The following is a 21943-nucleotide window of genomic DNA, read 5'->3' on the forward strand; positions in this document are numbered from 1 at the left end:
ATGTCCGGACTCGAATGGCGAAAGTCGAGTTTCAGCAGCGGAGTCGGAGGCCAAGACTGCGTCGAAGTCGCCATGACACTGAACGGCCTCATACACCTGCGCGAGAGCGACGACCCGGCGGCCGTCATCGCCACCGACCCGACCCGGTGGGACGCGTTCGTGCGGGGGATAAAGCGGGGCGACTTCGACCAGCTTCCGGAAAGCATCTGACCGCCGGGGCGCCAGTTCGGTCCGGTGCGGGGGCCGGTGGCGCGGTGCGGGTCTCGTCTCGCGCCTTCGGCGCCATTGAGCATGGGCACGGGGATGGGGGGCGAGGGCCTCGCCGCCGGCCGACGGGTCGGTGGTGGTGGGCCCGGTGGCGGCTCCTGTGGCCCTGGGCTAGGACCCGACCGGACCGACGGCCCCTCCGGGTACCCCTTCCGAAAGTGCTTGATCTGAAGCAACTAATTTGTCAAACGTTTTCCAGGGGGGTACCCCACCCCCCCCGGCGGTCCGGCATCGGCGCAAGCCCCTGAGCACGGGAGCCGCCACCGGCCCCGCCACCCACGGCTCGCCGCCAGGCGACGGAGGGCGCCCCCCACTCCCCGGCCCCATGCTCAAAGGCGCCGAAGGCGCGAGACGAGACCGTCAGTCGCTCGACGGCTCCCAGACCGCACAGTCGTGGGCGAAGAGCACACGGCGGGGGTCGAACTCGGTGAGGCGGTCGAGCCAGGGGCGGTACGGGGGAAGGGGATGCGCCATGCCATCGAGGGCGGCCCTGCGGGCCAGGTGGTCCGAGGTGAACCCGGAGGCGAAGTCGTGGGCCTGGCCGGCGAGAATCACCGTGCCGTCGGCCCGGCGGACGACCTCGTGCCGCACCAGATAGGCGAGCACCGGTTCGACCCGTGGCTCCGGCCCGCCCGTTTCTGAGGCGGGTCGGACGAAGTAGCCGAGGTCGAGGCGGCGCACGGAGATGTCGTTGGCCATCCCGCCATGGTCGGGTGATGCGCGGCGTGCTCGCTCGGCGCTCTGCCGAGGGCAGAGCGGCTGGGCCATTTCACCAGATTCGCAGCGGCTATTTTTTTCGGGAACCCCTCTGCCTGAGGCAGTGGAGTAAGTCAAGCCTTACTTTTGCGGTTCCGCATCCCTATATTGGAGATCGGCGCGTTCCAAATCTGGCGCGTTCAAGCAGGGTTGCACTCCTGCTTACACAGCCCTGTTCATGTATTCGCTCGACGAGATCAACTGGGGAGCGCTCGACATGAGTCGAGAAATCAACAAGAAGGCGATCCAATGTCTGCACCTCCTGGAAAGCTTCGACTTCAGCGCTGTACGGACGATGTGCACGCAGACCGCCACCGTATGGCATAACGACGGCACGGGAGAGCAGACACTGGACGAGAAGCTCAAGCAGCTCGAAAGCATGGTGCCCAAGGTCAGTTCAATGCGCTATGACATCACCCGCCAGTTCTGGAACGCCGATGAGGTTCTCCAGCAGCAGGTACTCCACCTACTCACCACCGATGGGAGCCGCAGTGAGATTCACGCGGCGATGTATTTCCGTTTTCGCGGGAACCTCATTGACCGCATCGAGGAATACGCGTACGAGGCGGGACGGGCATGAGGGAAGGGAAGGTCCCCGTACCCGGAGGCGAGGTCTGGTACCGCAGGACAGGGGGCGGGGGCGTGCCTCTGCTTCTTGTGCACGGAGGGCCCGGCTACCCGAGCGACCCGCTGTTCGAGGCATTCGAGCCGCTCGCGGACGAACGCGAGGTGATTTGGTACGACCAGCTCGGCGTCGGGCGTTCGGATCCGATCGACGACGTCTCGCTGCTTACCGTGGACCGATTTCTCGATGAACTCGGCGCGGTCAGCGAAGGTCTTGGCCTGGAAAGGCCTCATGTCTACGGACATTCCTGGGGAGCCATGCTCGGCCTTCAGTATGCCGCGGAACGGAATCCGGACTGGACCAGTCTGATCTGCGCAAACGGACTGGCCAGTGTGAACCGCTTCGAGGCGGAGGTCCGGGATCTCATGAGGGCGCTCCCGGGCGACGTACTGGACCGCACCTACGGCCGTGAACTGAGGGGCGAGACGAACGACCCCGACTACTGGGCCGCCCAGGGGGAATATGTCCGCGCCTGCGTGCTGCGCACCTCCACGATGCGGCTCGATCCGGAACTCATGAGCATGGCGACCTTCCGGACAATGATCGGGCACGCGGACTATCACATCACCGGCACGCTCAAGGGCTGGGACATATTCGGCGAACTCGAGCGGATTCGCGTCCCTACCCTCGTGCTCGGCGGGGAATTCGACGAATGCGTTCCCGCACACCTCGCCGATATCGCCGACCGCATACCGGACGCCGAACACGTGACACAGCCCGGGGCGGCTCATATGGGATACCTGGAGGAACCACCCCTGCGCCGTGCCTACGTCGGATTGATCCGGGATTACCTGGCACGCGTTGAAGCACGGACGCACCGGACGGGGCTCCCGGCGTCAGGGTGAGCGCAGGTAGTTGTAGACCGTGGCCCGTGAGACGCCCAGCAGTTCGGTGACCACCTGGACGGAGTGCTTCACCTGGAGGAAGCCGCTGGTCTTGAGGGTGCGGACGAGTTCCTTCTTGGCGGGGGTGCCGAGGCTGCGTGGGGTCTGGCCGCGGGCGGCGGCGAATTCCTCGATGACGGTGCGCAGCTCCGCGGCGGTACGGGCGCGGAGGGTTTCGGTGAGCGGCTGTTGCTGCTCATCGGTCCGGACGAGGTTGTTGAGGCTGCGGGCGACGCTTGCGAAGAGGGAGACGTCCAAGTTGAGGCAGATGGCGGCGACGTACTGGCCCGCGCCGTTCTTGATGCCGATCGAGGTGCTCTTCGCCGGGCGGCCGTCCGGGAAGCGGTTGGCGTAGTTCTGGACGATGTCGGGGAAGCCGGGGTCCTGGATCCGGGCCAGGCCCAGCTCGGTGGTGGGCTGGCCCACCTCGCGGCCGGAGAGATTGCTCTCGATGGCGCGGATGGACTGGTCGGGGTTGCGCAGATCGTGGAGGACCACCTCGCACAGCCCCGGGAACATCCGGCCGATGGCGACCACGATCTTCTCGGCCTCGCGCAGCAGCAGCTCGTCCTCGGGTGTTCCCGTCGTCTCCTGACGCTTCTCCTCGGTCAACCGAAGAGCTCCGTCATCGTCGGTGCCGCCTTCAGGCCCGACCCGGTCAGCAGCACCACCGTGGTCTCCCCGGGGCGGATCGCGCCCCGGGCCCGGAAGACCTCGATCGCCGCGGCGGCCGTCGCGCTGGTCGGCTCCGCGTACAGCCCCATCGCGGCCAGCCGGCGGACCGCCGCGGCGATCGCGTCCTCCGGGATGGCCGCCATGTCGCCGTCCGAGCGGCGGATGGCGCGCAGCACCTCGGGGAAGCGGACGGGCTCCCGGATCGCCGTGCCCTCGGCGATGGTCGGGGCGTGGTCGAACGGCACCGGGGCTTCGGTGCCCGCGCGGAACGCGGCGTGGAGCGGTGCGCAGTGGGCGGGCTGGGCCACGAGCAGCCGGGGGCGGCGGGCGATCTGGCCCGCGGCGAGCAGCTCGGAGAAGCCGAGGTCGCAGCCGAGCACGGTGCTGCCCGCGCCCGCCACGGTCACCACGGCGTCCGGCGCCGTGAAGCCCAGGTCCTCCCACAGCTCGTATGCCAAGGTCTTGGTGCCCTGGAGGAAGAAGGGGTGCCAGTTGTGGCTGGCGTAGTACGTATGGGCCGACTGGCGCAGCGCCTCCGCCGCGGTGGCGTCCCGGTCGCCGGGGACCAGCTCGACCTCGGCACCGTACGCCCGGCTCTGGAGGATCTTCGCGGGGGAGGTGGCGGCGGGGGCGAGGATCCTGGCCCGGATGCCGGCCGCGGCGCAGTAGGCCGAGACGGAGGCCCCGCCGTTGCCGGAGCTGTCCTCGATGACCTCCCGTACGCCTCGCTGGGCGAGGAGCGAGATCATCACGCTGGTGCCGCGGTCCTTGAAGCTGCCGGTGGGGCTGAACCACTCCAGCTTGAAGAGAATCCGATCCTCCCCCCAGTCCTTCTCGACCAGCGGGGTGCACCCTTCACCCAGTGACACCGGGGCGTCGATGCGCACCGGGAGGGCCGCTCGGTAGCGCCAGAGTGACCGGGCCCCGGTGTCCACCTGCTCGCGGGTGATGCCGGGCAGCGCGGAGACGGTGAGGGGAGCCCCGTCGTCACCGCACCAGCGGGGGTCGTCGATGGAGTACGTGGCTCCGGAGCGCTCGTCGACGTAGTGGGCTTCGGCTCGTGGTTCGGCTCGTGGTTCAGCTCGCACCTTAGATATTTTGTTTAGTTCTATATGCCCAGTCAAGGGCGGGACGGGCGGCTCCAGCGGGTCGCGAGTGCGTTGCGAGAGCCGCTCAAGCGTGGGCGAACAGCCGTTCAAGCACCACCGCGACCCCGTCCTCTTCATGGGACGGTGCCACCTCATCGGCTATCGCCATCAGATCCGGATGTGCGTTGCCCATCGCGACCCCGTATCCGGACCAGCCCAGCAGCGGGATGTCATTGGGCATGTCGCCGAACGCGATCGTCTCCGCGGGGGTGAACCCCATGCGGTCGGCGGCCAGTTGCAGCCCCATCGCTTTGTCCGTCCCGGCGGGGAGCACCTCGATCATGCCCTTCTCGGAGTGGGTCACCGCCACCTCGCCCGCGCCCACCCGCTCCGCGGTCTCGGCGACCAGCCCGTCCGCCACCGTCCGATGGCGCATCAGCACCTTCTCGATCGGCGCCGCCCACAGCTTCTCCCGCTCGGCCAGCCCCCACTCCGGGCGCATCCGGTCGGTGAAGCGGGCGGTGACGACGAAGCGGTTCTCGGGCGCCGCCGTCACCACGGCGAGCTCCAGCGGCCCCGCGCCCAGCGCCTCCTCCGTGCGCTCCACCACCGACCGGGCCAGCTCCCGGTCCAGCGACGCCGAGACCAGCAGCCGGTCCGCGGAGGCGTCGTACAACTGCGCGCCCTGTCCGCACACGGCGAGCCCCCGGTAGCCGATCGCGACCAGGAACTCCCGGCAGGACGCGGCCGGGCGCCCGGTGGCCACCAGATGCCGCGCCCCGGCGGCCCGGACGAGGGCGAGCGCCTCACGGGTGCGGGGCGAGACCGTCAGATCCTTGCGCAGCAGCGTGCCGTCGAGGTCGGTGGCCACCAGCGGGAAGCGGGGCCGTCCGGCGGTACGGGGCCGGGGGAGCAGCACGCCCGGAGCGGCGACGGCGCCGGTTGCGGTTACGGATGAGGCGGATACGGACGTGGATACAGACGCGTCAGCGGTGTCGGCGGTGTGCACGGTGGCCGGTGGTCCCTTTCGTCACGCTCATCGTGCTCATTCCGCGTCGATCAGCGCGACACATGGAGCCCCTGAACTCATGTCGACCTTTGACCTCATGTCGACCTTGCGGAACAGAGAATGGCGGGTCCGCCGGGGGCGATCAAGCCGTGCAGATCACGGCCACCTGCCTCGGCAGCCGGTACGGCAGCGAGCCGTACCACGCGCATGACAGCACGAAACCGAAGGAGAGACAGACGACCCCGCCGACCGCGTCCATCCAGAAGTGGTTGGCGGTGGCGACGATCACCAGCAGCGTGGCCGAGGGGTAGAGCAGCCCCAGCATCTTCACCCACACCGGACGGGCCAGCGTGGCGATGGTCAGACCGCACCACAGCGACCAGCCGATGTGCATCGAGGGCATCGCCGCGTACTGGTTCGACATATCGGCGAGGTTTCCCGAGGCCATCGAGCCCCAGGTGTTGTGCGCCACCACGGTGTCGATGAAATGGCCGCCGCTCATCAGCCGGGGCGGGGCCAGCGGAAAGAAGTAGTAGCCGAGCAGGGCCACGCCCGTGGTCGCGAAGAGTGCCAGCCGGGTGGCGGCGTAGCGGCCCGGATGCCAGTGGTAGAGCCACACCAGCACGCTGAGCGTCACGATGAAGTGGAGCGTCGCGTAGTAGTAGTTCATGCCCACGATCAGCCAGCTGACCGAGTCGATCGCATGGTTGACGCCCCGTTCGAAGGCCATGCCGAGCCGGTGCTCCCACTCCCAGATCCAGCCCGCGTTGCGCAGCGCCTCCGGCCGCTGCTCCGGGACGGCGTTGCGAATCAGCGAATAGGTCCAGTAACTGACGGCGATGAGGACGATCTCGAACCAGAGCCGGGGCCTTCTGGGCGTACGCAACCGGTCCATCAGGGTGTGGTGCGGCGCCCGTGCCGCATCGGTGTCCGCGAGAGGTGCCGGGGTGGCCATTCGGCCCGCCGTCGTCCTGATAGTCGCTCCACCCATAGGGCAACAGTCTGCCAGACGACGTCCACCCGGAGATCATCCGCGGCATCGGGTCTTGATTGCTTATGTCCTGGTCCGGGGGCCCTCTATAGGGCGTATGTGCACCTATGTCCCCCGGTCAGGGTCTAGGCCGTGCCCCCGGCCGCCCGGCCCCGCGCCTCCACACCGTAGGCCGACGCCGTCGAGCCGCGCACCACCAGTTCGGGGAGGAAGACGAACTCGCTGGGCGGGGCCGGAGTGCCGCCGATCTCCTCCAGCAGCGCCCGCACCGCCGCCTGCCCCATCGACTGCACCGGCTTACGGATCGTGGTCAGCGGCGGATCGGTGAAGGCGATCAGCGGGGAGTCGTCGAAGCCGACCACCGAGACGTTCTGAGGGACCCCCAGACCTCGCTGCCGGGCCGCCCGGATGGCGCCCAGCGCCATCATGTCGCTCGCGCACACCACTGCCGTACAGCCCCGGTCGATCAGCGCGGTCGCCGCCGCCTGGCCGCCCTCCAGGGTGTACAGCGAATGCTGGATCAGCTCCTCGGACTCCTCCGGGGAGAGCCCCAGCCGGTCCCGCATCGCCTGCTGGAAGCCTTCGATCTTGCGCAGTACGGGAACGAACCGCTTCGGCCCGAGCGCGAGACCGATCCGGGTGTGCCCGAGCGAGACCAGATGGGTGACCGCCAGCCCCATCGCCGCCCGGTCGTCGGGGGAGATGAACGGCGCCCGCACCTTCGGCGAGAAGCCGTCCACCAGCACGAACGGAACACCCTGGCCGCGTAGCTGGTCATAGCGCTGCATATCGGCCGAGGTGTCCGCGTGCAGCCCCGAGACGAAGATGATCCCGGCCACGCCCCGGTCCACCAGCATCTCGGTCAGCTCGTCCTCCGTCGAGCCGCCGGGAGTCTGGGTGGCCAGCACCGGGGTGTAGCCCTGCCGGGTGAGCGCCTGCCCGATGACCTGGGCGAGCGCGGGGAAGATCGGATTCTCCAGCTCGGGGGTGATCAGTCCCACCAGCCCGGCGCTGCGCTGCCGCAACCGCACGGGCCGTTCATAGCCGAGGACGTCCAGGGCGGCGAGGACGGACTCGCGGGTGGCCGTGGCCACCCCCGGCCTGCCGTTGAGGACGCGGCTGACGGTGGCTTCGCTGACCCCCGCCTGGGCTGCGATGTCAGCAAGCCGTGCGGTCATGGAGTGGGACTGTACCGGTCGCGTGTCAGATTGCCCACCACGCGCACGAATCAGGCGGAATGCGTACGGTTCCGGCCCCGTACGAAAGCGGCGCCGACGACAGCAGGGCGCGCCCCGGGACCGGCAGTTCGACCTCTTCCCCGAGCGTGTTGAGCGTGCACACCAGGCCCGGCCGGGAGAGCGCGAGCACCCCCGCCGGGGCCTCCAGCCAGCTCATCGGCCCGTCCCCCAGGCCCGGCAGCTCACGGCGCAGCGCGAGCGCGCCGCGGTACAGCTCCAGCGTGGAGCCGGGGTCGCCGGTCTGCGCCTCCACGGACAGCCCGGACCAGGCGTCCGGCTGGGGCAACCAGCTTCCGCCGGGGCCGAAGCCGTAACTCTCGCCGGAGCGGGTCCAGGGCAGGGGCACCCGGCAGCCGTCGCGGAAGCCGTCCTGCCCGTTCTGGCCGTCCTCCCCGTCGGGGGAGGTGCGGAAGAAGGCCGGGTCCTGGCGCGCCTCGTCCGGCAGGTCGGTCACCTCGGGAAGGCCCAGCTCCTCGCCCTGGTAGAGGTAGGACGAGCCGGGCAGGGCGAGGGTGAGCAGGGCCGCGGCACGGGCGCGGGCGAGCCCCTGCCCCGGGCCGCCGTCGGCTCCGTCGGCGTAACGGGTGGTGTGCCGGACCACGTCGTGGTTGGAGAGCACCCAGGTGGTGGGGGCGCCGACGGAGCGGGTCGCGGCCAGCGACTCGTCGATCACCTCGCGCATCGCGGCCGCGTCCCACGGGCACTTGAGGAACTGGAAGTTGAACGCCTGGTGCAGCTCGTCGGGGCGTACGTAGAGGGCCAGCCGCTCGGCGGTGGGCGCCCATGCCTCGGCGACGCCGATCCGGTCACCGGGGTAGGAGTCCAGCAGCCGGCGCCAGGAGCGGTGGATCTCGTGCACCCCGTCCTGGTCGAAGAACGGCAGCACCTGGGAGCCGATCAGCTTGGCCTGTTCGGTGCGGCCGATGTCGGGCAGCCCGGCGGCCTTGACCATGCCGTGCGCGACATCGATCCGGAAGCCGTCCACGCCCAGGTCCAGCCAGAAGCGCAGCACCGAGTCGAACTCGGCGCGGACCTCGGGGGAGTCCCAGTTGAGGTCGGGCTGCTCGGGGGCGAAGAGGTGCAGATACCACTCGCCCAGGGTGCCGTCCGGATCGGTGGTACGGGTCCAGGCGGGGCCGCCGAAGACCGACTCCCAGTCGTTGGGCGGCAGTTCGCCGTGCGCGCCGCGGCCGCGGCGGAAGTGGTACCGGGTGCGGGCCGCGCCGCCGGGCTCGGCGAGCGCCTCGCGGAACCATGGGTGCTGGTCCGAGCTGTGGTTCGGGACGACGTCCACGATCACCCTCAGCCCCAGCTCATGGGCGGTGCGCACCAGGTCGTCGGCGTCGCCGAGGGTGCCGAAGAGCGGGTCCACGGTGCGGTAGTCGGCCACGTCGTAGCCGCCGTCGGCCTGCGGGGAGGCGTAGAAGGGGGTCAGCCAGACGGCGTCCATACCCAGCCCGGCGAGGTGCGGCAGCCGCTCCCGCACCCCGCGCAGATCGCCGATCCCGTCGCCGTCGCTGTCGGCGAAGGACCGTACGTACACCTGGTAGATGACGGCGTCGCGCCACCATCCGGGGCTCTCGGACGGTCGCACCGGCTCGGTGGGAAGGGAGGTCGTGAGCTCCTGGGTCATGGCGCGAACGTAACAGCTCTGCAATGCCTTGCGGAAGAGCTTGCAGGGCGCGCTGATGCCCTTGGCGGGGGCTCCGGTCGTGCTGTGGGCGCATGTCAAGCGCCTGAAGGGGAGCGGAGCGGCTACCGCGGGGACACGCGGACGTAACGATGCCGGGTGCCTTGCAGAAATTTGCCGCAAGCTCTTTCGGCGGGCTTGCGGCCCTGTTACGTTCCTCCGCAACCCGGGGCCGCGACGGAGCGGCCGGCTTTGGAGGAGTTCAGATGCGACGTGGCATAGCGGCCACCGCACTCGTCGCGGCCATGGCGCTCGCGGCGACGGCATGCGGCGGTGACGACGGCGGCAGCGGCGGCGACAAGAAGTCCGGCGGCAAGCTCTCCGGCACCGTGACCTACTGGGATACGTCGAACGAGGCGGAGAAGGGCACCTACAAGGAGCTCGCCCTCGGCTTCGCGAAGAAGCACCCCGACGTCAAGGTCAACTACGTCAACGTGCCCTTCGGCGAGGCGCTGGCCAAGTTCAAGAACGCCGCGGGCTCCGGCGGCTCCGGCGCGCCCGATGTGCTGCGTACCGAGGTCGCCTGGACCCAGGACCTCGCCAACATCGGCTATCTCGCCCCGCTGGACGGCACCCCCGCCCTCGCGGACCAGTCCGACTATCTGCCCAAGGCCCTGGCGGGCGCCAAGTTCAAGGGCAAGACCTACGCCGTACCGCAGGTCATCGACACCCTCGGCCTCTTCTACAACAAGAAGATACTCAAGGAGGCCGGGGTCCAGCCGCCCAAGGACTGGACCGAGCTCAAGGCCGCCGCCAAGAAGATCAAGGAGAAGACCGGCAAGACCGGTCTGTATCTGCGCGGCGACGACGCCTACTGGTACCTGCCCTTCATCTACGGCGAGGGCGGCGACCTCCTCGACACCGGCGCCAAGCAGGTCACCATCGACGACGAGCCCGGCATCAAGGCGTTCGCGGCCGCCCGAGACCTGGTCACCGCCAAGGCGGCGGAGACCGATGCCACCGATGGCTGGGACAACATGCAGAACGCCATCAAGAACGGCGACGTCGCGATGACGATCAACGGGCCGTGGGCGATCGAGGACACCCTGGCGGGCAAGGCGTTCAAGGACAAGTCCAACCTCGGTGTGGTCCCCGTCCCGGCCGGCAGCAAGGGCCAGGGCGCGCCGCAGGGCGGCCAGAACCTCACCGTCTACGCCGGATCGAAGAACCTGGACGCCTCCTACGCCTTCGCCCAGTACATGAGCTCGGCCGAGGTCCAGGCCAAGACCACCGAGAAGCTGTCGCTGCTGCCCACCCGCACTTCCGTCTACGCCAACAAGTCGGTCGCCGCGAACCCCAATGTGAAGTTCTTCAAGGCCGCCGTCGACAAGGCCGTCGAGCGCCCCTGGATCCCCGAGGGCAACAGCCTCTTCCAGGCGATCCTGGTGCAGTTCCCGAACGTCCTCACCGGCAAGACCTCACCCGAGAAGGCCGCGAAGTCGGCCGGTGACGCGTACCGCAAGCTCCTCAAGGGCGACTGGAAGTAGGGCCGGCGACGATGGCTGTCGACACCAGCCGGCCGCTGGACCCGGCCGCGGGCGCGAAGGGCGCCCCCGGCCGGGTCCGTAAGGCCGGAACTCCGCCGTCGCGCGGAATCCGCAACGCACTGGCCCGCCATTGGTACGCCTGGGCCATGGTCGCGCCCGTCGTGGTCGTCATCGGGCTGATCATCGGCTATCCGCTGGTCCGCGGCCTCTATCTGTCGCTGACCGACGCCAACGAGGCCAATGTCGAGCGCACCATCGGGATCAACCACATCCCCGCCACCTACAAGACGGTCGGCCTCGACAACTTCAAGGCCATCCTGGAGGACCAGGTCTTCTGGGACCGGCTCGGCTGGACCGTCACCTGGACCGTCTGCTGTGTGGCGCTCACCTTCTCGATCGGCCTGGGCCTGGCCGTACTGCTCAACCGGCGGTTCGCCGGGCGCACCCTCTACCGGTCGCTGCTGATCCTGCCCTGGGCCGTCCCCGCCTTCGTCTCCGTCTTCGCCTGGCGGCTGCTCTACAACGAGAAGAACGGCATCCTCAACAAGGTGCTCGACGGCGGCGGGATCGACGCGGTGCCCTGGCTCAACGACCCCACCATGGCCAAGGCGTCGGTGATCGCCGTGAACATCTGGCTCGGGGTGCCGTTCATGCTGGTCGCGCTGCTCGGCGGGCTGCAGTCCATCCCCGGTGAGCTCTACGAGGCCGCCGAGATGGACGGGGCGAGCCCCTGGCAGCGGTTCCGCCACATCACCCTGCCCGGGCTGCGCTCGGTCAGCTCCACCGTGATCCTGCTGTCCACCATCTGGACGTTCAACATGTTCCCGGTGATCTTCCTGCTGACCCGCGGCGGACCCGGCGACGCCACCGAGATCCTGGTGACGTACGCCTACCGGCTCTCCTTCGTCAACAGCCCGCGCGACTTCGCCGGTGCCTCGGCCTGGGGTGTGCTGATCCTGCTCATCCTCATGCTCTTCGCGGTGGTCTACCGCCGTTCGCTCCGCAAGCAGGGAGAGGTGTGGTAGCCATGCGCGACCAACGACGCGGCCCGCTCGCCTCCGTCGGGCTGCACACGACGCTCGTCATCGCCTCCGCCGTCGCGGTCTTCCCGCCGCTGTGGCTGGTGGTGACCTCGTTCAAGCCCAAGAGCGAGGCGTTCAGCACCGATGTGGTGAAGAACCCGACACTGCGGAACTATCAACACGTCCTGGGCGACACCGAGTTCCTGACCTGGTTCGGCAACTCGCTGTTCATCGTGGTCATCACCACGATCCTGGGCGTCTTCATCGCGGCCACCACCGGCTACGCCGTCAGCCGCTTCCGCTTCCCCGGGATGCGCCCGCTGATGTGGCTGCTGCTGATCACCCAGATGTTCCCGGTGGCCATCCTCATCGTGCCGCTCTACAACATCATGTCGACGCTGGGCTGGCTCAACCAGCCGATCTCGCTCATCGTCACCTACCTCACCGTCGCCGTGCCGTTCTGCGCCTGGATGATGAAGGGCTTCTTCGACACCATCCCGGTGGAGATCGACGAATCGGGCCGGGTCGACGGACTCAACCCGTTCGGGACCTTCTGGCGCCTCGTCGTCCCGCTGGCCAAGCCGGGGCTCGCGGTGACCGCGTTCTACACCTTCATCACCGCCTGGGCCGAGGTCGCCTACGCCTCCGCCTTCATGACGGGCGAGGACAACCTCACGCTCGCCGCCGGGCTGCAGACCTTCGTCAACCAGTACACCTCCGACTGGGGCTCCATGACGGCCGCGGCCGTCATGATCGCCATCCCGGCGGCGCTGGTGTTCTCCTGGGCCCAGCGCCATCTCGTCGCGGGGCTCACGGCCGGAGCGACCAAGTCGTGACGAGCCCACCCGCGGCGGGGCCGCGGCTCGCCGATATCGCCGCACAGGCCAAGGTCAGCGAGGCCACCGTCAGCCGGGTGCTCAACGGCAAGGCGGGGGTGGCGGACACCACCCGGCAGCGGGTGCTCGCCGCCCTCGACGTCCTCGGCTACGAGCGGCCGGTGCGGCTGCGGCGGCGCAGCGCCGGGCTGGTCGGCCTGGTGATCCCGGAGCTGACCAACCCGGTCTTCCCCGCCTTCGCGCAGATCATCGAGCAGGTGCTGGCCGGGCATGGCTACACCCCGATCCTGTGCACCCAGATGCCCGGCGGCGCCACCGAGGACGAACTGGTGGAGCAGTTGGAGGAGCGCGATGTGGCGGGCATCGTCTTCATGTCCGGACTGCACGCCGACACCACGGCCGACCCCGCCCGCTATGCCCGGCTGGCCGGCCGCAAGGTGCCGTTCGTACTGATCAACGGGTACAACGAGCACATCCAGGCCACCTTCGTCTCACCCGATGACCGGGCGGCGGCGCGGATGGCCGTCCGCCATCTGTCCGCGCTCGGCCACCACCGGATCGGCCTCGCGGTGGGGCCCGCCCGTTACGTCCCGGCGCAGCGCAAGGTCGAGGGGTTCCTCGCGGCGAGCACCGAGCTGCTCGGCCGATCGCCCGGCGAGGCGGGGGAGTTGGTGCGGCATACGCTCTTCAGCGTCGAGGGCGGGCAGGTGGCGGCGGCCACCCTGCTGGACCAGGGCTGTACGGGCATCGTGTGCGGCAGCGATCTGATGGCGCTCGGGGTGATCCGGGAGGCGGCCCGGCGGGGGCTGCGGGTGCCGCACGAGGTGTCGGTGGTCGGCTTCGACGACTCCCCGCTGATCGCCTTCACCGATCCGCCGCTGACCACCGTCCGGCAGCCGGTGCAGTCGATGGCGACGGCGGCGGTGGGGGCGCTGCTGGAGGAGATGGCCGGAAACCCGGTGCAGCACACGGAGTTCGTCTTCCAGCCGGACCTGGTCGTCCGCGGCTCGACGGCCCAGGCGCCGCCTACCGTTTAGGAACCGGTACCTCTCCGCCCGCCGGGCACCTGGACGCCGTAGCGGGCCATCTTGCGGTAGCTGGTGGCGCGGCCCATGGCCAGCTTGGCCGCGGCCCGTGCCCAGCTTGGCCGCGGCCCGTGCCACCGTCGTGCCCGGCTCGGTCGGGCAGCGCACGATCTCGTCCCGTTCGAGAAGCTGCATACGGGTCAGCCGGCCGCCCGACCGGGTGAACACCTCGGCCGGGAGATGCCGGGTGTCGATCACATCCGTGCGCCTGCACATCACCACGTACCCTTTGGACCGGTTCCAGGACGCCCTGGACGCCCTGGACGCCCTGGACGACCTCGACGCCGGACGGATTCGCGGGCGCGCCATTCTCGTCCCCTGACCGCCGGCCCTGGAACACCGCCGGTCCACGCCAAGGGGCCGGCCGATCCGCAACAACGTGAGGAACCCCCAATGATCTTCATCACCGCGAAGTTCCGTGTTCTGCCCGAGCATGCGGACCGGTGGCCCGAGATCGCCGGCGATTTCACCCGGGACACCCGCGCCGAGCCGGGCTGTCTTTGGTTCGACTGGTCCCGCAGTGTCGAGGACCCGGACGAGTACATCCTGGTCGAGGCGTTCCGCGACGAGGAGGCCGGTGCGGCCCACGTCAACTCGCCGCACTTCAAGGCCGCGCAGCGGACCCTGCCGCCGCATCTCGCCGCGACCCCGCGGATCGTCAACATGAACGTCCCGCAGGAGGACTGGTCCCTCCTCGGGGAGATGGCCGTCGAGGACCGCGACTGATCCACGGCCGTCGAACCGGTCCGACCGGCCGGGCGCGTGAGGCCCGTTGACTGGACCCCCGGCCGGCCGGACCGGAGAACGTGGTTGAACGTAACACCGCCGCAATTGCTTGCGAAAGGTCTTGCAACTACAAAAACTCGCGAGTACGTTCCCGTCACCACCCCCCACTGACGTCTTGCAGCAAGAACCTTCAACTGGCCTTACGGGCATGGCGCGTTGCCGTACGAGGCTCAATCGGCACCCCCGAACTCCCCCCACGGAGGAACGATGGCCAGCAGCCGCATCCCCCTTGCCACCGCAATCGCCCTCGCGGCGAGCGCGGCGGCGCTCGTCGCCCTGCCCCAGACCGCGCGGGCGACACCGCCCGGTACCAAGGACGTCACCGCCGAACTCTTCGAGTGGAAGTACGACTCCGTCGCCAAGGAGTGCACCAGCACCCTCGGCCCCGCCGGATACGGCTATGTCGAGGTGTCCCCGGCCACCGAGCACATCCAGGGCGGCCAGTGGTGGACCTCCTACCAGCCCGTCAGCTACAAGATCGCCGGGCGGCTCGGCGACCGCACCGCCTTCAAGAACATGATCGACACCTGTCACTCGGCGGGCGTCAAGGTGGTCGCCGACGCGGTCATCAACCACATGTCCGCCGGATCCGGCACCGGCACCGGCGGCTCCTCGTACACCAAGTACACCTATCCCGGGATCTACCAGGCCCAGGACATGGACGACTGCACCTCGCAGATCAGCAACTACCAGGACCGCTGGAATGTGCAGCACTGCGAGCTGGTGGGCCTCGCCGACCTGGACACCGGTGAGAGTTACGTCCGCACCCGGATAGCGCAGTACCTGAACGACCTGCTCTCGCTCGGCGTGGACGGCTTCCGCGTCGACGGCGCCAAGCACATCCCGACCGAGGACCTGGCCGCCATCAAAAGCCAGTTGAGCGACCCCGGCGTCTACTGGAAGCAGGAGGTCATCTACGGCGAGGGCGAGGCGGTCTCCCCGACGGAGTATCTGCGCAACGGCGATGTGCAGGAGTTCCGCTACGGCCGGGACCTCAAGCGGGTGTTCCAGGGCGAGAAGCTGGCGTCTCTGAAGAACTTCGGCGAGGGCTGGGGCTATATGGCGAGCGGCCAGTCCGGTGTCTTCGTCGACAACTGGGACACCGAGCGGAACGGCTCCACCCTCACCTACAAGAACGGCGCCGACTACACCCTCGCCAACGTCTTCATGCTGGCCTGGCCCTACGGCTCCCCGGACGTCCACTCCGGCTACGAGTTCAGCGACAACGACGCGGGCCCGCCGAACGGCGGCACGGTCGGCGCCTGTTACCAGGACGGCTGGAAGTGCCAGCACAAGTGGCCCGAGATCATGAGCATGGTCGCCCTCCGCAACACGGCCCGGGGCGCATCGGTGACCAACTGGTGGGACAACGGCAGCAACGCCATCGCCTTCGGACGCGGCGACAAGGCGTACGTGGCCATCAACCACGAAAGCGGCTCCCTCACCCAGACCTTCCAGACCTCGCTCCCGGCCGGCGGCTACTGCGATGTGCAGAGCGGCAAGGCCGTGACGGTCGACTCCTCGGGGAAGTTCACCGCCACGCTGGGCGCGAATACGGCGGTGGCCTTGCACACCGGGGCCCGTAGCTGCGGGTAGGCCGCGGCCTTCACCGGCGGGCCCGGAGGCAAGGGGCTCCGCCCCTGCCCCGGGGGTCCGGCTTGGGCCCGGGGGTCCGGCTTGGGCCCGGGGGTCCGGCTTGGGCCCGGGGGTCCGGCTTGGGCCCGGGGGTCCGGCTTGGGCCCGGGGGCCCGGCTTGGGCCCGGGGGCCCGGCTGGGTCCGGGGTTCCGCCCCTGGCCTGGGCTCGGCCCGTGCCCCGGACCCCGGGCACGGCCCCGGGCTCCGGGTTCCGCCTGCCCGGCCGTCGCCCCGGGCACCAGGTCCCGGGCTCCGCACCAGGCCCCGGGCTCCGCCCCTGCCCCGGGCATCGAATCGCCCCCGACGTCCTCCCCGCTCCCCGGGCGGGGCCGGAGGCCGCCTCCGGCCCCGCCCGGGGAGCGGGGGCGCGGAGCCCGCACCCACACCACACCTCAAGGAGCCACCAGCCCCGTGAAACCCCCGAGAGCCACCCTCTTTCGCACCGCCGCCGCGTTCGCCACCCTGGCCCTGGGCGCGGCGGCCGTGCCCGCCGTAGCGCAGACCGCCCGGGCCGCGACGCCCGCCACCGCGGAGGCGACGCCCGCCGAGGCGCAGTGGATCGACCGCACCACCGTCGTGTGGAAAGCCGAGCACACCGCCGAGACCGTCGAAGAGCTGAGCTACGCCGACGGCGGCACCCTGCGGCTGACCCCGGCCTCCCTGACCGATGCCCAGAAGGCCGCCTACCCCCATCTGGCCGGCCGCCCCGCCTATCGCCTCGACCCGCGCGACCGCGGCAAGGCCGCCACCGCGCTGCGTGGCTCGCTCGCCGCCGTCCAGCGCGCGGCCGACGACCACGACCACATACTGCACCGCACCGGGGTGCAGATCCCCGGCGTCCTGGACGACCTCTACGCGGACCGGGCGCGCTCGGCCCGCCTCGGCCCGGTCTTCCACGGGGCCCGCCCCACCCTCTCGGTGTGGGCGCCGACCGCCCGGAGCGTGTCGCTCGACCTCGACGGGCGCACCGTCGCCATGCGGCGGGACCCCGGCAGCGGGGTGTGGAGCGTGACCGGCGGCCCCGAGTGGCGGGACAAGCCCTACCGCTACCGGGTCAAGGTCTGGGCGCCGAGCGTCGGGAAGACCGTCACCAACGAGGTCACCGACCCCTATTCGACCGCCCTGACCGCCGACTCCGCCCGCAGCCTGGTCACCGACCTGGCCGATCCCCGGCTCGCCCCCGCCGGCTGGGCGTCGCTGAAGAAGCCCGCGGCCGTCCCGCTGCGCGACGCCCGTATCCAGGAGCTGCAGATCCGCGACTTCTCCAGCGCGGACCGCACCAGCGCCCACCCCGGCCAGTACCTCGCCTTCACCGACCGCGACTCGGACGGGATGCGGCACCTCGGGCGGCTGGCCCGGTCCGGCACCTCGTACGTCCACCTGCTGCCCGCCTTCGACTTCGGCACCGTCCCGGAGCGGCGGTCCGACCAGGCCCGGCCCGGCTGCGAGCTGGCCGCCCTGCCGGGGGACTCCGACCAGCAGCAGAAGTGCGTGGCCGAGACGGCCGCGAAGGACGGCTTCAACTGGGGCTACGACCCGCTGCACTACACCGTGCCGGAGGGGTCCTACGCGAGCGACCCGGACGGCCCGGCCCGCATCCGCGAGTTCCGGCAGATGGTGCAGGGCCTGGCCCACGCGGGGCTGCGCACCGTCATGGACGTGGTCTACAACCACACCGTGGCCGCCGGGCAGGACGAGAAGTCGGTTCTCGACCGGATCGTGCCCGGCTACTACCAGCGGCTGTTGGACGACGGCGGCGTGGCCACCTCCACCTGCTGCCCCGGTACCGCGCCCGAGCACGCGATGATGGGCAAGCTGGTGGTGGACTCGATCGTCACCTGGGCCAGGCAGTACAAGGTCGACGGCTTCCGCTTCGACCTCATGGGCCACCACCCCAAGGCCAACATCCTGGCCGTACGCAAGGCCCTCGACGCCCTCACCCCCGCGAAGGACGGCGTGGACGGCAAGTCGATCATCCTCTACGGCGAGGGCTGGAACTTCGGCGAGGTGGCCGACGACGCCCGCTTCGTCCAGGCCACCCAGCGCAATATGGCCGGCACCGGCATCGCCACCTTCAGCGACCGGGCGCGGGACGCGGTGCGCGGCGGCGGGCCGTTCGACGAGGACCCCCGCGTCCAGGGCTTCGCCTCCGGGCTCTTCACCGACCCCAACGGGTCGCCCGCGAACGGGAGTCCGGACGAGCAGCGGGCCCGGCTGCTGCACGCCCAGGACCTGATCAAGGTCGGGCTCTCCGGCAACCTCGCCGACTACGCCTTCACCGACACCGGCGGACGCCGGGTCAAGGGCTCCGAGGTCGACTACAACGGCTCCCCGGCCGGTTACGCCGCCGCCCCCGGCGACGCTCTCGCCTACGCCGACGCCCATGACAACGAAACCCTCTACGACGCGCTCGCCTACAAGCTGCCCGCCGCCACCTCGCCCGCCGACCGGGCCCGGGCGCAGGTGCTGGCCCTGGCCACCGCCACCCTCTCCCAGGGCCCGGCGCTCAGCCAGGCCGGCACCGACCTGCTGCGCTCGAAGTCCCTGGACCGCAACTCCTTCGACAGCGGCGACTGGTTCAACGCCATCCATTGGGATTGCGCGTCCGGCAACGGCTTCGGCCGGGGACTGCCCCCGGCGGCGGACAACGAGCCCAAGTGGCTTTACGCCAAGCCCCTGTTGACCAACCCGGCGGCGCGCCCCGGCTGCCCCGAGATCACGGGCGCCTCGGCGGCCTACCGGGATCTGCTGCGGATCCGCACCACTGAGAAGGCGTTCAGCCAGTCCACGGCGGAGGGGGTGCAGAAGGCCCTGACCTTCCCGCTGTCCGGGACGGGGGAGACGCCGGGCGTCATCACCATGCGGCTCGGCGGGTTGGTCGTGGTCTTCAACGCCACCCCGTCCCCGCAGTCGCAGACCGTCCCCGCCCTGGCCGGGAGCCCGTACGCCCTCCACCCGATCCAGGCGCACGGCGCCGACGCGACGGTGAGGACGTCCCGGTACGAGCGCGCGACCGGCACCTTCACGGTGCCCGGCCGTACGGTGGCCGTCTACGCGGCCGGGGGCTAGGCGGGGGGCTGGCGGACCACGCGGCGGAGCCGCGTATCGATGCCTTCCCTTCCCCGCCCCTTCCCGCGGTCGCGGTATCGATATGCGGCTCCGCCGCGTGGCAGGGGCTCCGCCCCTGGACCCCCGCCGGGGCTCCGCCCCGGACCCCGCTCCTCAATCGCCGGAGGGGCTGGATTGGCAGGAGTTCCGCGCCGGACCCCGCTCCTCAGATGCCGGAGGGGCTGGATTGGCAGGGGCTCCGCCCCTGGATCCCGGGGTCTGGGGCGGAGCCCCACCACGCGGCGGAGCCGCATATAGACGCTGCGGGAAGGGGTGGGGAGGGGAGTAGCCCGCCGCAGGCGTCAAGACCCGCCGCACCCCCCTAGCGCAACGGGCTCAGCCGGCCACCGTCCGTCAGCCGGGCCCTGAGGTCGGCGCGGGCACCCGCCTTGGCGGGGAGGGTCAGGCCGCGGCCGTAAGAGCGGCCCCGGACGCCACCGGTGGCGACGATCCCGGTGACCTGACGGCTCCCGGCGGCCAGCAGATACCACCGGCCGGACCGCGCCTTCCACAACACCCCCGCCAGCACCCGCGGCTCGCGCGGGCCGCAGGCGGGGGAGTTGTCGGCGCTGGAGACGACCGCACCCGCCGCGCCCCGGCGGGTGTCCCACGGCTGGAACTGCGCCAGGACCTTGCTGCCCGTGTCCCGCCAGGTGTCGGCGCGGGTGCACAGCCAGGCCGCGTGGCCGCCCGCCTCCGGCAGGGCCTGGGCGGCGAACCGCCAGGAGTTGACCGAGCGCACCCCCCGCCCGCGCATCATCGCCAGCCGGCACCCGGTCCTGGCCCAGCTCGCACGGGCCGCCCGCCCCGCCACATCGCGCACACCGGCGCCGGGGGTGCCGTAGGTGAGCCGGGCCGGGGCCAGTTCGCCCAGGTCGGCCACGAGCCGGGAGCCGAACTGCAGCGCGGGCCAGCCACGGCAGGGCCGGAGCTGCGGAATGGTGCGCACCGGATCGGTCACCCCGTGCCCGGTGCGGTGCAGCGGACGCGGCGCCCCGTCCGGGTGGAGCAGATCCCGCACCCAGGCATGGCGCACCCAAGGAGCGGTCAGATAGCGGACGTTGCCGTCCGTGCGGCTGAGGACCAGCGCGGTCGAGGTGGCCGCGTCGGCCGCGTCCAGCCGGGCGAAGTCCAGCGCGGCCGCTCCGCCCTCGCCCGCCTCCGCGTACCGCGCCACCCGCAGTCCGTCGTACAGCAGCACCACCGTGGCCTGGTCCACCTCGCCCGCGAACAGCAGCTGCGGCGGCCCCGAGGGCGGCCCGGACTGTGTGCCCATGGTGGCCGACACCCGCACGGAGCGACCCGGCCGCGCCCAGACGGCCAGCGCGCGGCGCAGCAGCGCGGTGTCCCGGACGCGGCCGCCGCGCGCGGGCCAGGAGGAGAAGCCGGCGCGGGACGCGGTGCGCCAGGCGTCGGGCGCGGCCCGCGTCAACCGCGCAGGGTCCAGGGCCCGTTCGGAGGACGGATTACGGGCGTACGAGGGCGCTGCCGCGCCGGTCGGCCCCCAGCCGCGCCCCGGCACGCCCAGCAGTGTCCCGCACACCACCAGCGCCACGACGGCCACCAGCACCGCGCGCACATGCTGACGGCGGCGCATCAGATCGGTGGGCCGCGCCTGGAGCGAACACGGGTCGAACTCCGGGGACTCCAGCAGTGATTCGTCCTGGCTGCCGGTCTGCTCCGGTACCGACTCCGCCTCGTCCAGCGCGGCCCGCGGGTAGGCGACCCCCGCGGTGCCCAGCAGCGCGCGCGTCTCGTGCTCGCCGAGCTGCTCCAGCTCCAGCAGCACGTACGCGGCGCGGCCGGGCCCGGAAAGCTCCGACAGGACCCGCTCCAGGGCGAGTTCATCGGCGCCGCCGGAACGCGGGAACAGCCGTAGCCCGAACACCTGCGGCAGTGCCGGGGGCCGCTGCCACCAGCGCCGCGGCCGGGCGGCGCGCAGCGCCAGGCGCAGCACCCGCAGCCGCACATACGCATAGCCGGTGTCGGCCCCCGGGCCCTTCGTGCCGCGCTGCCAGGGCAGTTCGACATCGGGGTGCGGGTCCGGGCCCATGCCGTAGCCGCGGTTGCGGGGCAGCGCGCGCTGGGCGAGGGCATGCGCCGCGAGCACCCGGCGGGTGCGCCCGATGCCCGGCGGCAGGATGAGATACGCGAGCCGCACCAGCCGCGGGTAGTGCTCGACGATGGCGGCCTCGGCCTGCTCGACGTCGATCAGGCCGGTGGTTTCGTCGTCGGGGGCGACTGTCGCCCGGTGCTGGTCCACGGTTCGTGAACGAGTGGCGGGCCGGGTTGGTCACCTACGGGTGTCCGGCGGGACTTGGCGCCTGCGGCGGGCTCCTTTCCCCTCCCCGCCCCTTCCCGCAGCATCGGTATGCGCTCCGGCGCGTGGCAGGGGCTTCGCCTCTGGACCCCGGGCGTCGACGAGCCGACCGTCGCCGCCGTGAACACCCGCGCCGGCGGGCTGATCGCGGTCGGCACGCCGGCGCGGCGGATGACCGGGCGGATGCCCGTGCACATCCGGGTCGTCCGGCCGGGGTCTGGGGCGGAGCCCCAGTTGAGGGAAGGGGCGGGGAGGGGAACAGCCCGCCGCAGGCGTCACCACCCGCCGGACACCCCCTGAGCCCCGCCCCTTCCCGACACCTGACGATTTGCGGCTCCGCCGCATGCGGGGCTCCGCCCCAGACCCAGGGGTCCAGGGGCGAAGCCCCTGCCACGCGGCGGAGCCGACATCGATACCGTGGGAAGGGGGCGGGGTGGGGA

The 21943-nt window shown here is 70.9% G+C and carries 17 protein-coding genes and 3 pseudogenes; 12 read left to right on the forward strand and 8 right to left on the reverse strand.

From position 1 onward, the window contains the following. Nucleotides 1-210, forward strand: a complete 210-nt coding sequence (locus tag J5X86_RS37745; protein ID WP_208521175.1) for a DUF397 domain-containing protein — start codon at nucleotides 1-3, stop codon at nucleotides 208-210. A gap of 417 nt (nucleotides 211-627) precedes the next feature. On the opposite strand, the gene J5X86_RS37750 is transcribed toward J5X86_RS37745, so the two are convergent. Continuing rightward, nucleotides 628-966 (reverse strand): hypothetical protein, encoded by a 339-nt coding sequence (locus J5X86_RS37750; protein ID WP_208521176.1) that lies wholly within the window; start codon nucleotides 964-966, stop codon nucleotides 628-630. A 235-nt stretch (nucleotides 967-1201) separates the two neighbouring features. Between J5X86_RS37750 and J5X86_RS37755 the strand changes: the two genes are divergently transcribed. After that, entirely contained in the window at nucleotides 1202-1603 is a 402-nt protein-coding gene (locus tag J5X86_RS37755) for a nuclear transport factor 2 family protein (RefSeq protein ID WP_243982479.1), read from the forward strand. Further along, nucleotides 1600-2493, forward strand: coding sequence for a proline iminopeptidase-family hydrolase (locus J5X86_RS37760; RefSeq protein WP_208521177.1), 894 nt, complete (start codon nucleotides 1600-1602; stop codon nucleotides 2491-2493). Before J5X86_RS37755 ends, J5X86_RS37760 begins: the two co-directional genes overlap by 4 nt. Here J5X86_RS37760 and J5X86_RS37765 read toward each other — a convergent pair. The 6 genes from J5X86_RS37765 to J5X86_RS37790 form a co-directional block, all read right to left on the reverse strand. Then, entirely contained in the window at nucleotides 2485-3144 is a 660-nt protein-coding gene (locus tag J5X86_RS37765; RefSeq protein WP_208521178.1) for a transcriptional regulator, read from the reverse strand. The two genes, J5X86_RS37760 and J5X86_RS37765, sit on opposite strands and share 9 nt — an antisense overlap. Continuing rightward, nucleotides 3141-4295 (reverse strand): threonine synthase, encoded by a 1155-nt coding sequence (locus tag J5X86_RS37770; protein WP_208521179.1) that lies wholly within the window; start codon nucleotides 4293-4295, stop codon nucleotides 3141-3143. The genes J5X86_RS37765 and J5X86_RS37770 overlap by 4 nt, the downstream gene beginning before the upstream one ends. A gap of 85 nt (nucleotides 4296-4380) precedes the next feature. Further along, nucleotides 4381-5214: an HAD-IIB family hydrolase gene (locus tag J5X86_RS37775; protein WP_308124837.1), complete on the reverse strand. Its 834-nt coding sequence runs from the start codon at nucleotides 5212-5214 to the stop codon at nucleotides 4381-4383. 232 nt (nucleotides 5215-5446) lie between these two features. After that, nucleotides 5447-6295 (reverse strand): phosphatase PAP2 family protein, encoded by an 849-nt coding sequence (locus tag J5X86_RS37780; RefSeq protein WP_208521180.1) that lies wholly within the window; start codon nucleotides 6293-6295, stop codon nucleotides 5447-5449. Between the two features lie 125 nt (nucleotides 6296-6420). Continuing rightward, nucleotides 6421-7473, reverse strand: a complete 1053-nt coding sequence (locus J5X86_RS37785; RefSeq protein ID WP_208521181.1) for a LacI family DNA-binding transcriptional regulator — start codon at nucleotides 7471-7473, stop codon at nucleotides 6421-6423. Nucleotides 7474-7498: 25 nt separating this feature from the next. Then, on the reverse strand, nucleotides 7499-9166 hold the full coding sequence (locus tag J5X86_RS37790) for a glycoside hydrolase family 13 protein (RefSeq protein ID WP_208521182.1): 1668 nt from the start codon (nucleotides 9164-9166) through the stop codon (nucleotides 7499-7501). A 263-nt stretch (nucleotides 9167-9429) separates the two neighbouring features. Here J5X86_RS37790 and J5X86_RS37795 point away from each other — a divergent pair, with 263 nt between their 5' ends. The 8 genes and pseudogenes from J5X86_RS37795 to pulA all read left to right on the forward strand — a co-directional run. Next, a complete protein-coding gene (locus J5X86_RS37795) occupies nucleotides 9430-10710 on the forward strand; it encodes an extracellular solute-binding protein (protein ID WP_208521183.1) in 1281 nt (426 codons plus the stop codon). An 11-nt stretch (nucleotides 10711-10721) separates the two neighbouring features. Continuing rightward, entirely contained in the window at nucleotides 10722-11735 is a 1014-nt protein-coding gene (locus J5X86_RS37800; RefSeq protein ID WP_208521184.1) for a carbohydrate ABC transporter permease, read from the forward strand. 2 nt (nucleotides 11736-11737) lie between these two features. Next, entirely contained in the window at nucleotides 11738-12568 is an 831-nt protein-coding gene (locus tag J5X86_RS37805) for a sugar ABC transporter permease (RefSeq protein ID WP_014060142.1), read from the forward strand. Further along, a complete protein-coding gene (locus tag J5X86_RS37810) occupies nucleotides 12565-13605 on the forward strand; it encodes a LacI family DNA-binding transcriptional regulator (RefSeq protein WP_208521185.1) in 1041 nt (346 codons plus the stop codon). Before J5X86_RS37805 ends, J5X86_RS37810 begins: the two co-directional genes overlap by 4 nt. A 235-nt stretch (nucleotides 13606-13840) precedes the next feature. Continuing rightward, on the forward strand, nucleotides 13841-13975 hold the full coding sequence (locus J5X86_RS52155; RefSeq protein ID WP_279595618.1) for a hypothetical protein: 135 nt from the start codon (nucleotides 13841-13843) through the stop codon (nucleotides 13973-13975). Nucleotides 13976-14046: 71 nt separating this feature from the next. After that, on the forward strand, nucleotides 14047-14379 hold the full coding sequence (locus J5X86_RS37815; RefSeq protein WP_208521186.1) for a putative quinol monooxygenase: 333 nt from the start codon (nucleotides 14047-14049) through the stop codon (nucleotides 14377-14379). Between the two features lie 267 nt (nucleotides 14380-14646). Then, a pseudogene (locus tag J5X86_RS37820) lies at nucleotides 14647-16032 on the forward strand (alpha-amylase family protein); the annotation flags it as partial. A gap of 490 nt (nucleotides 16033-16522) precedes the next feature. Then, nucleotides 16523-19144: pseudogene (gene pulA, locus J5X86_RS37825) on the forward strand (pullulanase-type alpha-1,6-glucosidase); the annotation flags it as partial. A gap of 361 nt (nucleotides 19145-19505) precedes the next feature. On the opposite strand, the gene J5X86_RS37830 reads toward pulA, so the two are convergent. Further along, nucleotides 19506-21446, reverse strand: coding sequence for a hypothetical protein (locus J5X86_RS37830; protein ID WP_208521189.1), 1941 nt, complete (start codon nucleotides 21444-21446; stop codon nucleotides 19506-19508). A gap of 108 nt (nucleotides 21447-21554) precedes the next feature. Here J5X86_RS37830 and J5X86_RS37835 point away from each other — a divergent pair. Continuing rightward, nucleotides 21555-21788 (forward strand): annotated as a pseudogene (locus J5X86_RS37835) (rod shape-determining protein); the annotation flags it as partial. Between the last annotated feature and the right edge of the window lie 155 nt (nucleotides 21789-21943).

Source organism: Streptomyces sp. NEAU-YJ-81, assembly GCF_017592595.1.
Taxonomy (GTDB): Bacteria; Actinomycetota; Actinomycetes; order Streptomycetales; family Streptomycetaceae; genus Streptomyces; species Streptomyces hygroscopicus_B.

Coding starts and splice junctions, on each gene's coding strand:
- J5X86_RS37745 (WP_208521175.1), top strand. CDS start 1: ATGTCCGGACTCGAATGGCGAAAGTCGAGTTTCAGCAGCGGAGTCGGA.
- J5X86_RS37750 (WP_208521176.1), bottom strand. CDS start 966: ATGGCCAACGACATCTCCGTGCGCCGCCTCGACCTCGGCTACTTCGTC.
- J5X86_RS37755 (WP_243982479.1), top strand. CDS start 1,202: ATGTATTCGCTCGACGAGATCAACTGGGGAGCGCTCGACATGAGTCGA.
- J5X86_RS37760 (WP_208521177.1), top strand. CDS start 1,600: ATGAGGGAAGGGAAGGTCCCCGTACCCGGAGGCGAGGTCTGGTACCGC.
- J5X86_RS37780 (WP_208521180.1), bottom strand. CDS start 6,295: ATGGGTGGAGCGACTATCAGGACGACGGCGGGCCGAATGGCCACCCCG.
- J5X86_RS37785 (WP_208521181.1), bottom strand. CDS start 7,473: ATGACCGCACGGCTTGCTGACATCGCAGCCCAGGCGGGGGTCAGCGAA.
- J5X86_RS37790 (WP_208521182.1), bottom strand. CDS start 9,166: ATGACCCAGGAGCTCACGACCTCCCTTCCCACCGAGCCGGTGCGACCG.
- J5X86_RS37795 (WP_208521183.1), top strand. CDS start 9,430: ATGCGACGTGGCATAGCGGCCACCGCACTCGTCGCGGCCATGGCGCTC.
- J5X86_RS37800 (WP_208521184.1), top strand. CDS start 10,722: ATGGCTGTCGACACCAGCCGGCCGCTGGACCCGGCCGCGGGCGCGAAG.
- J5X86_RS37805 (WP_014060142.1), top strand. CDS start 11,738: ATGCGCGACCAACGACGCGGCCCGCTCGCCTCCGTCGGGCTGCACACG.
- J5X86_RS37815 (WP_208521186.1), top strand. CDS start 14,047: ATGATCTTCATCACCGCGAAGTTCCGTGTTCTGCCCGAGCATGCGGAC.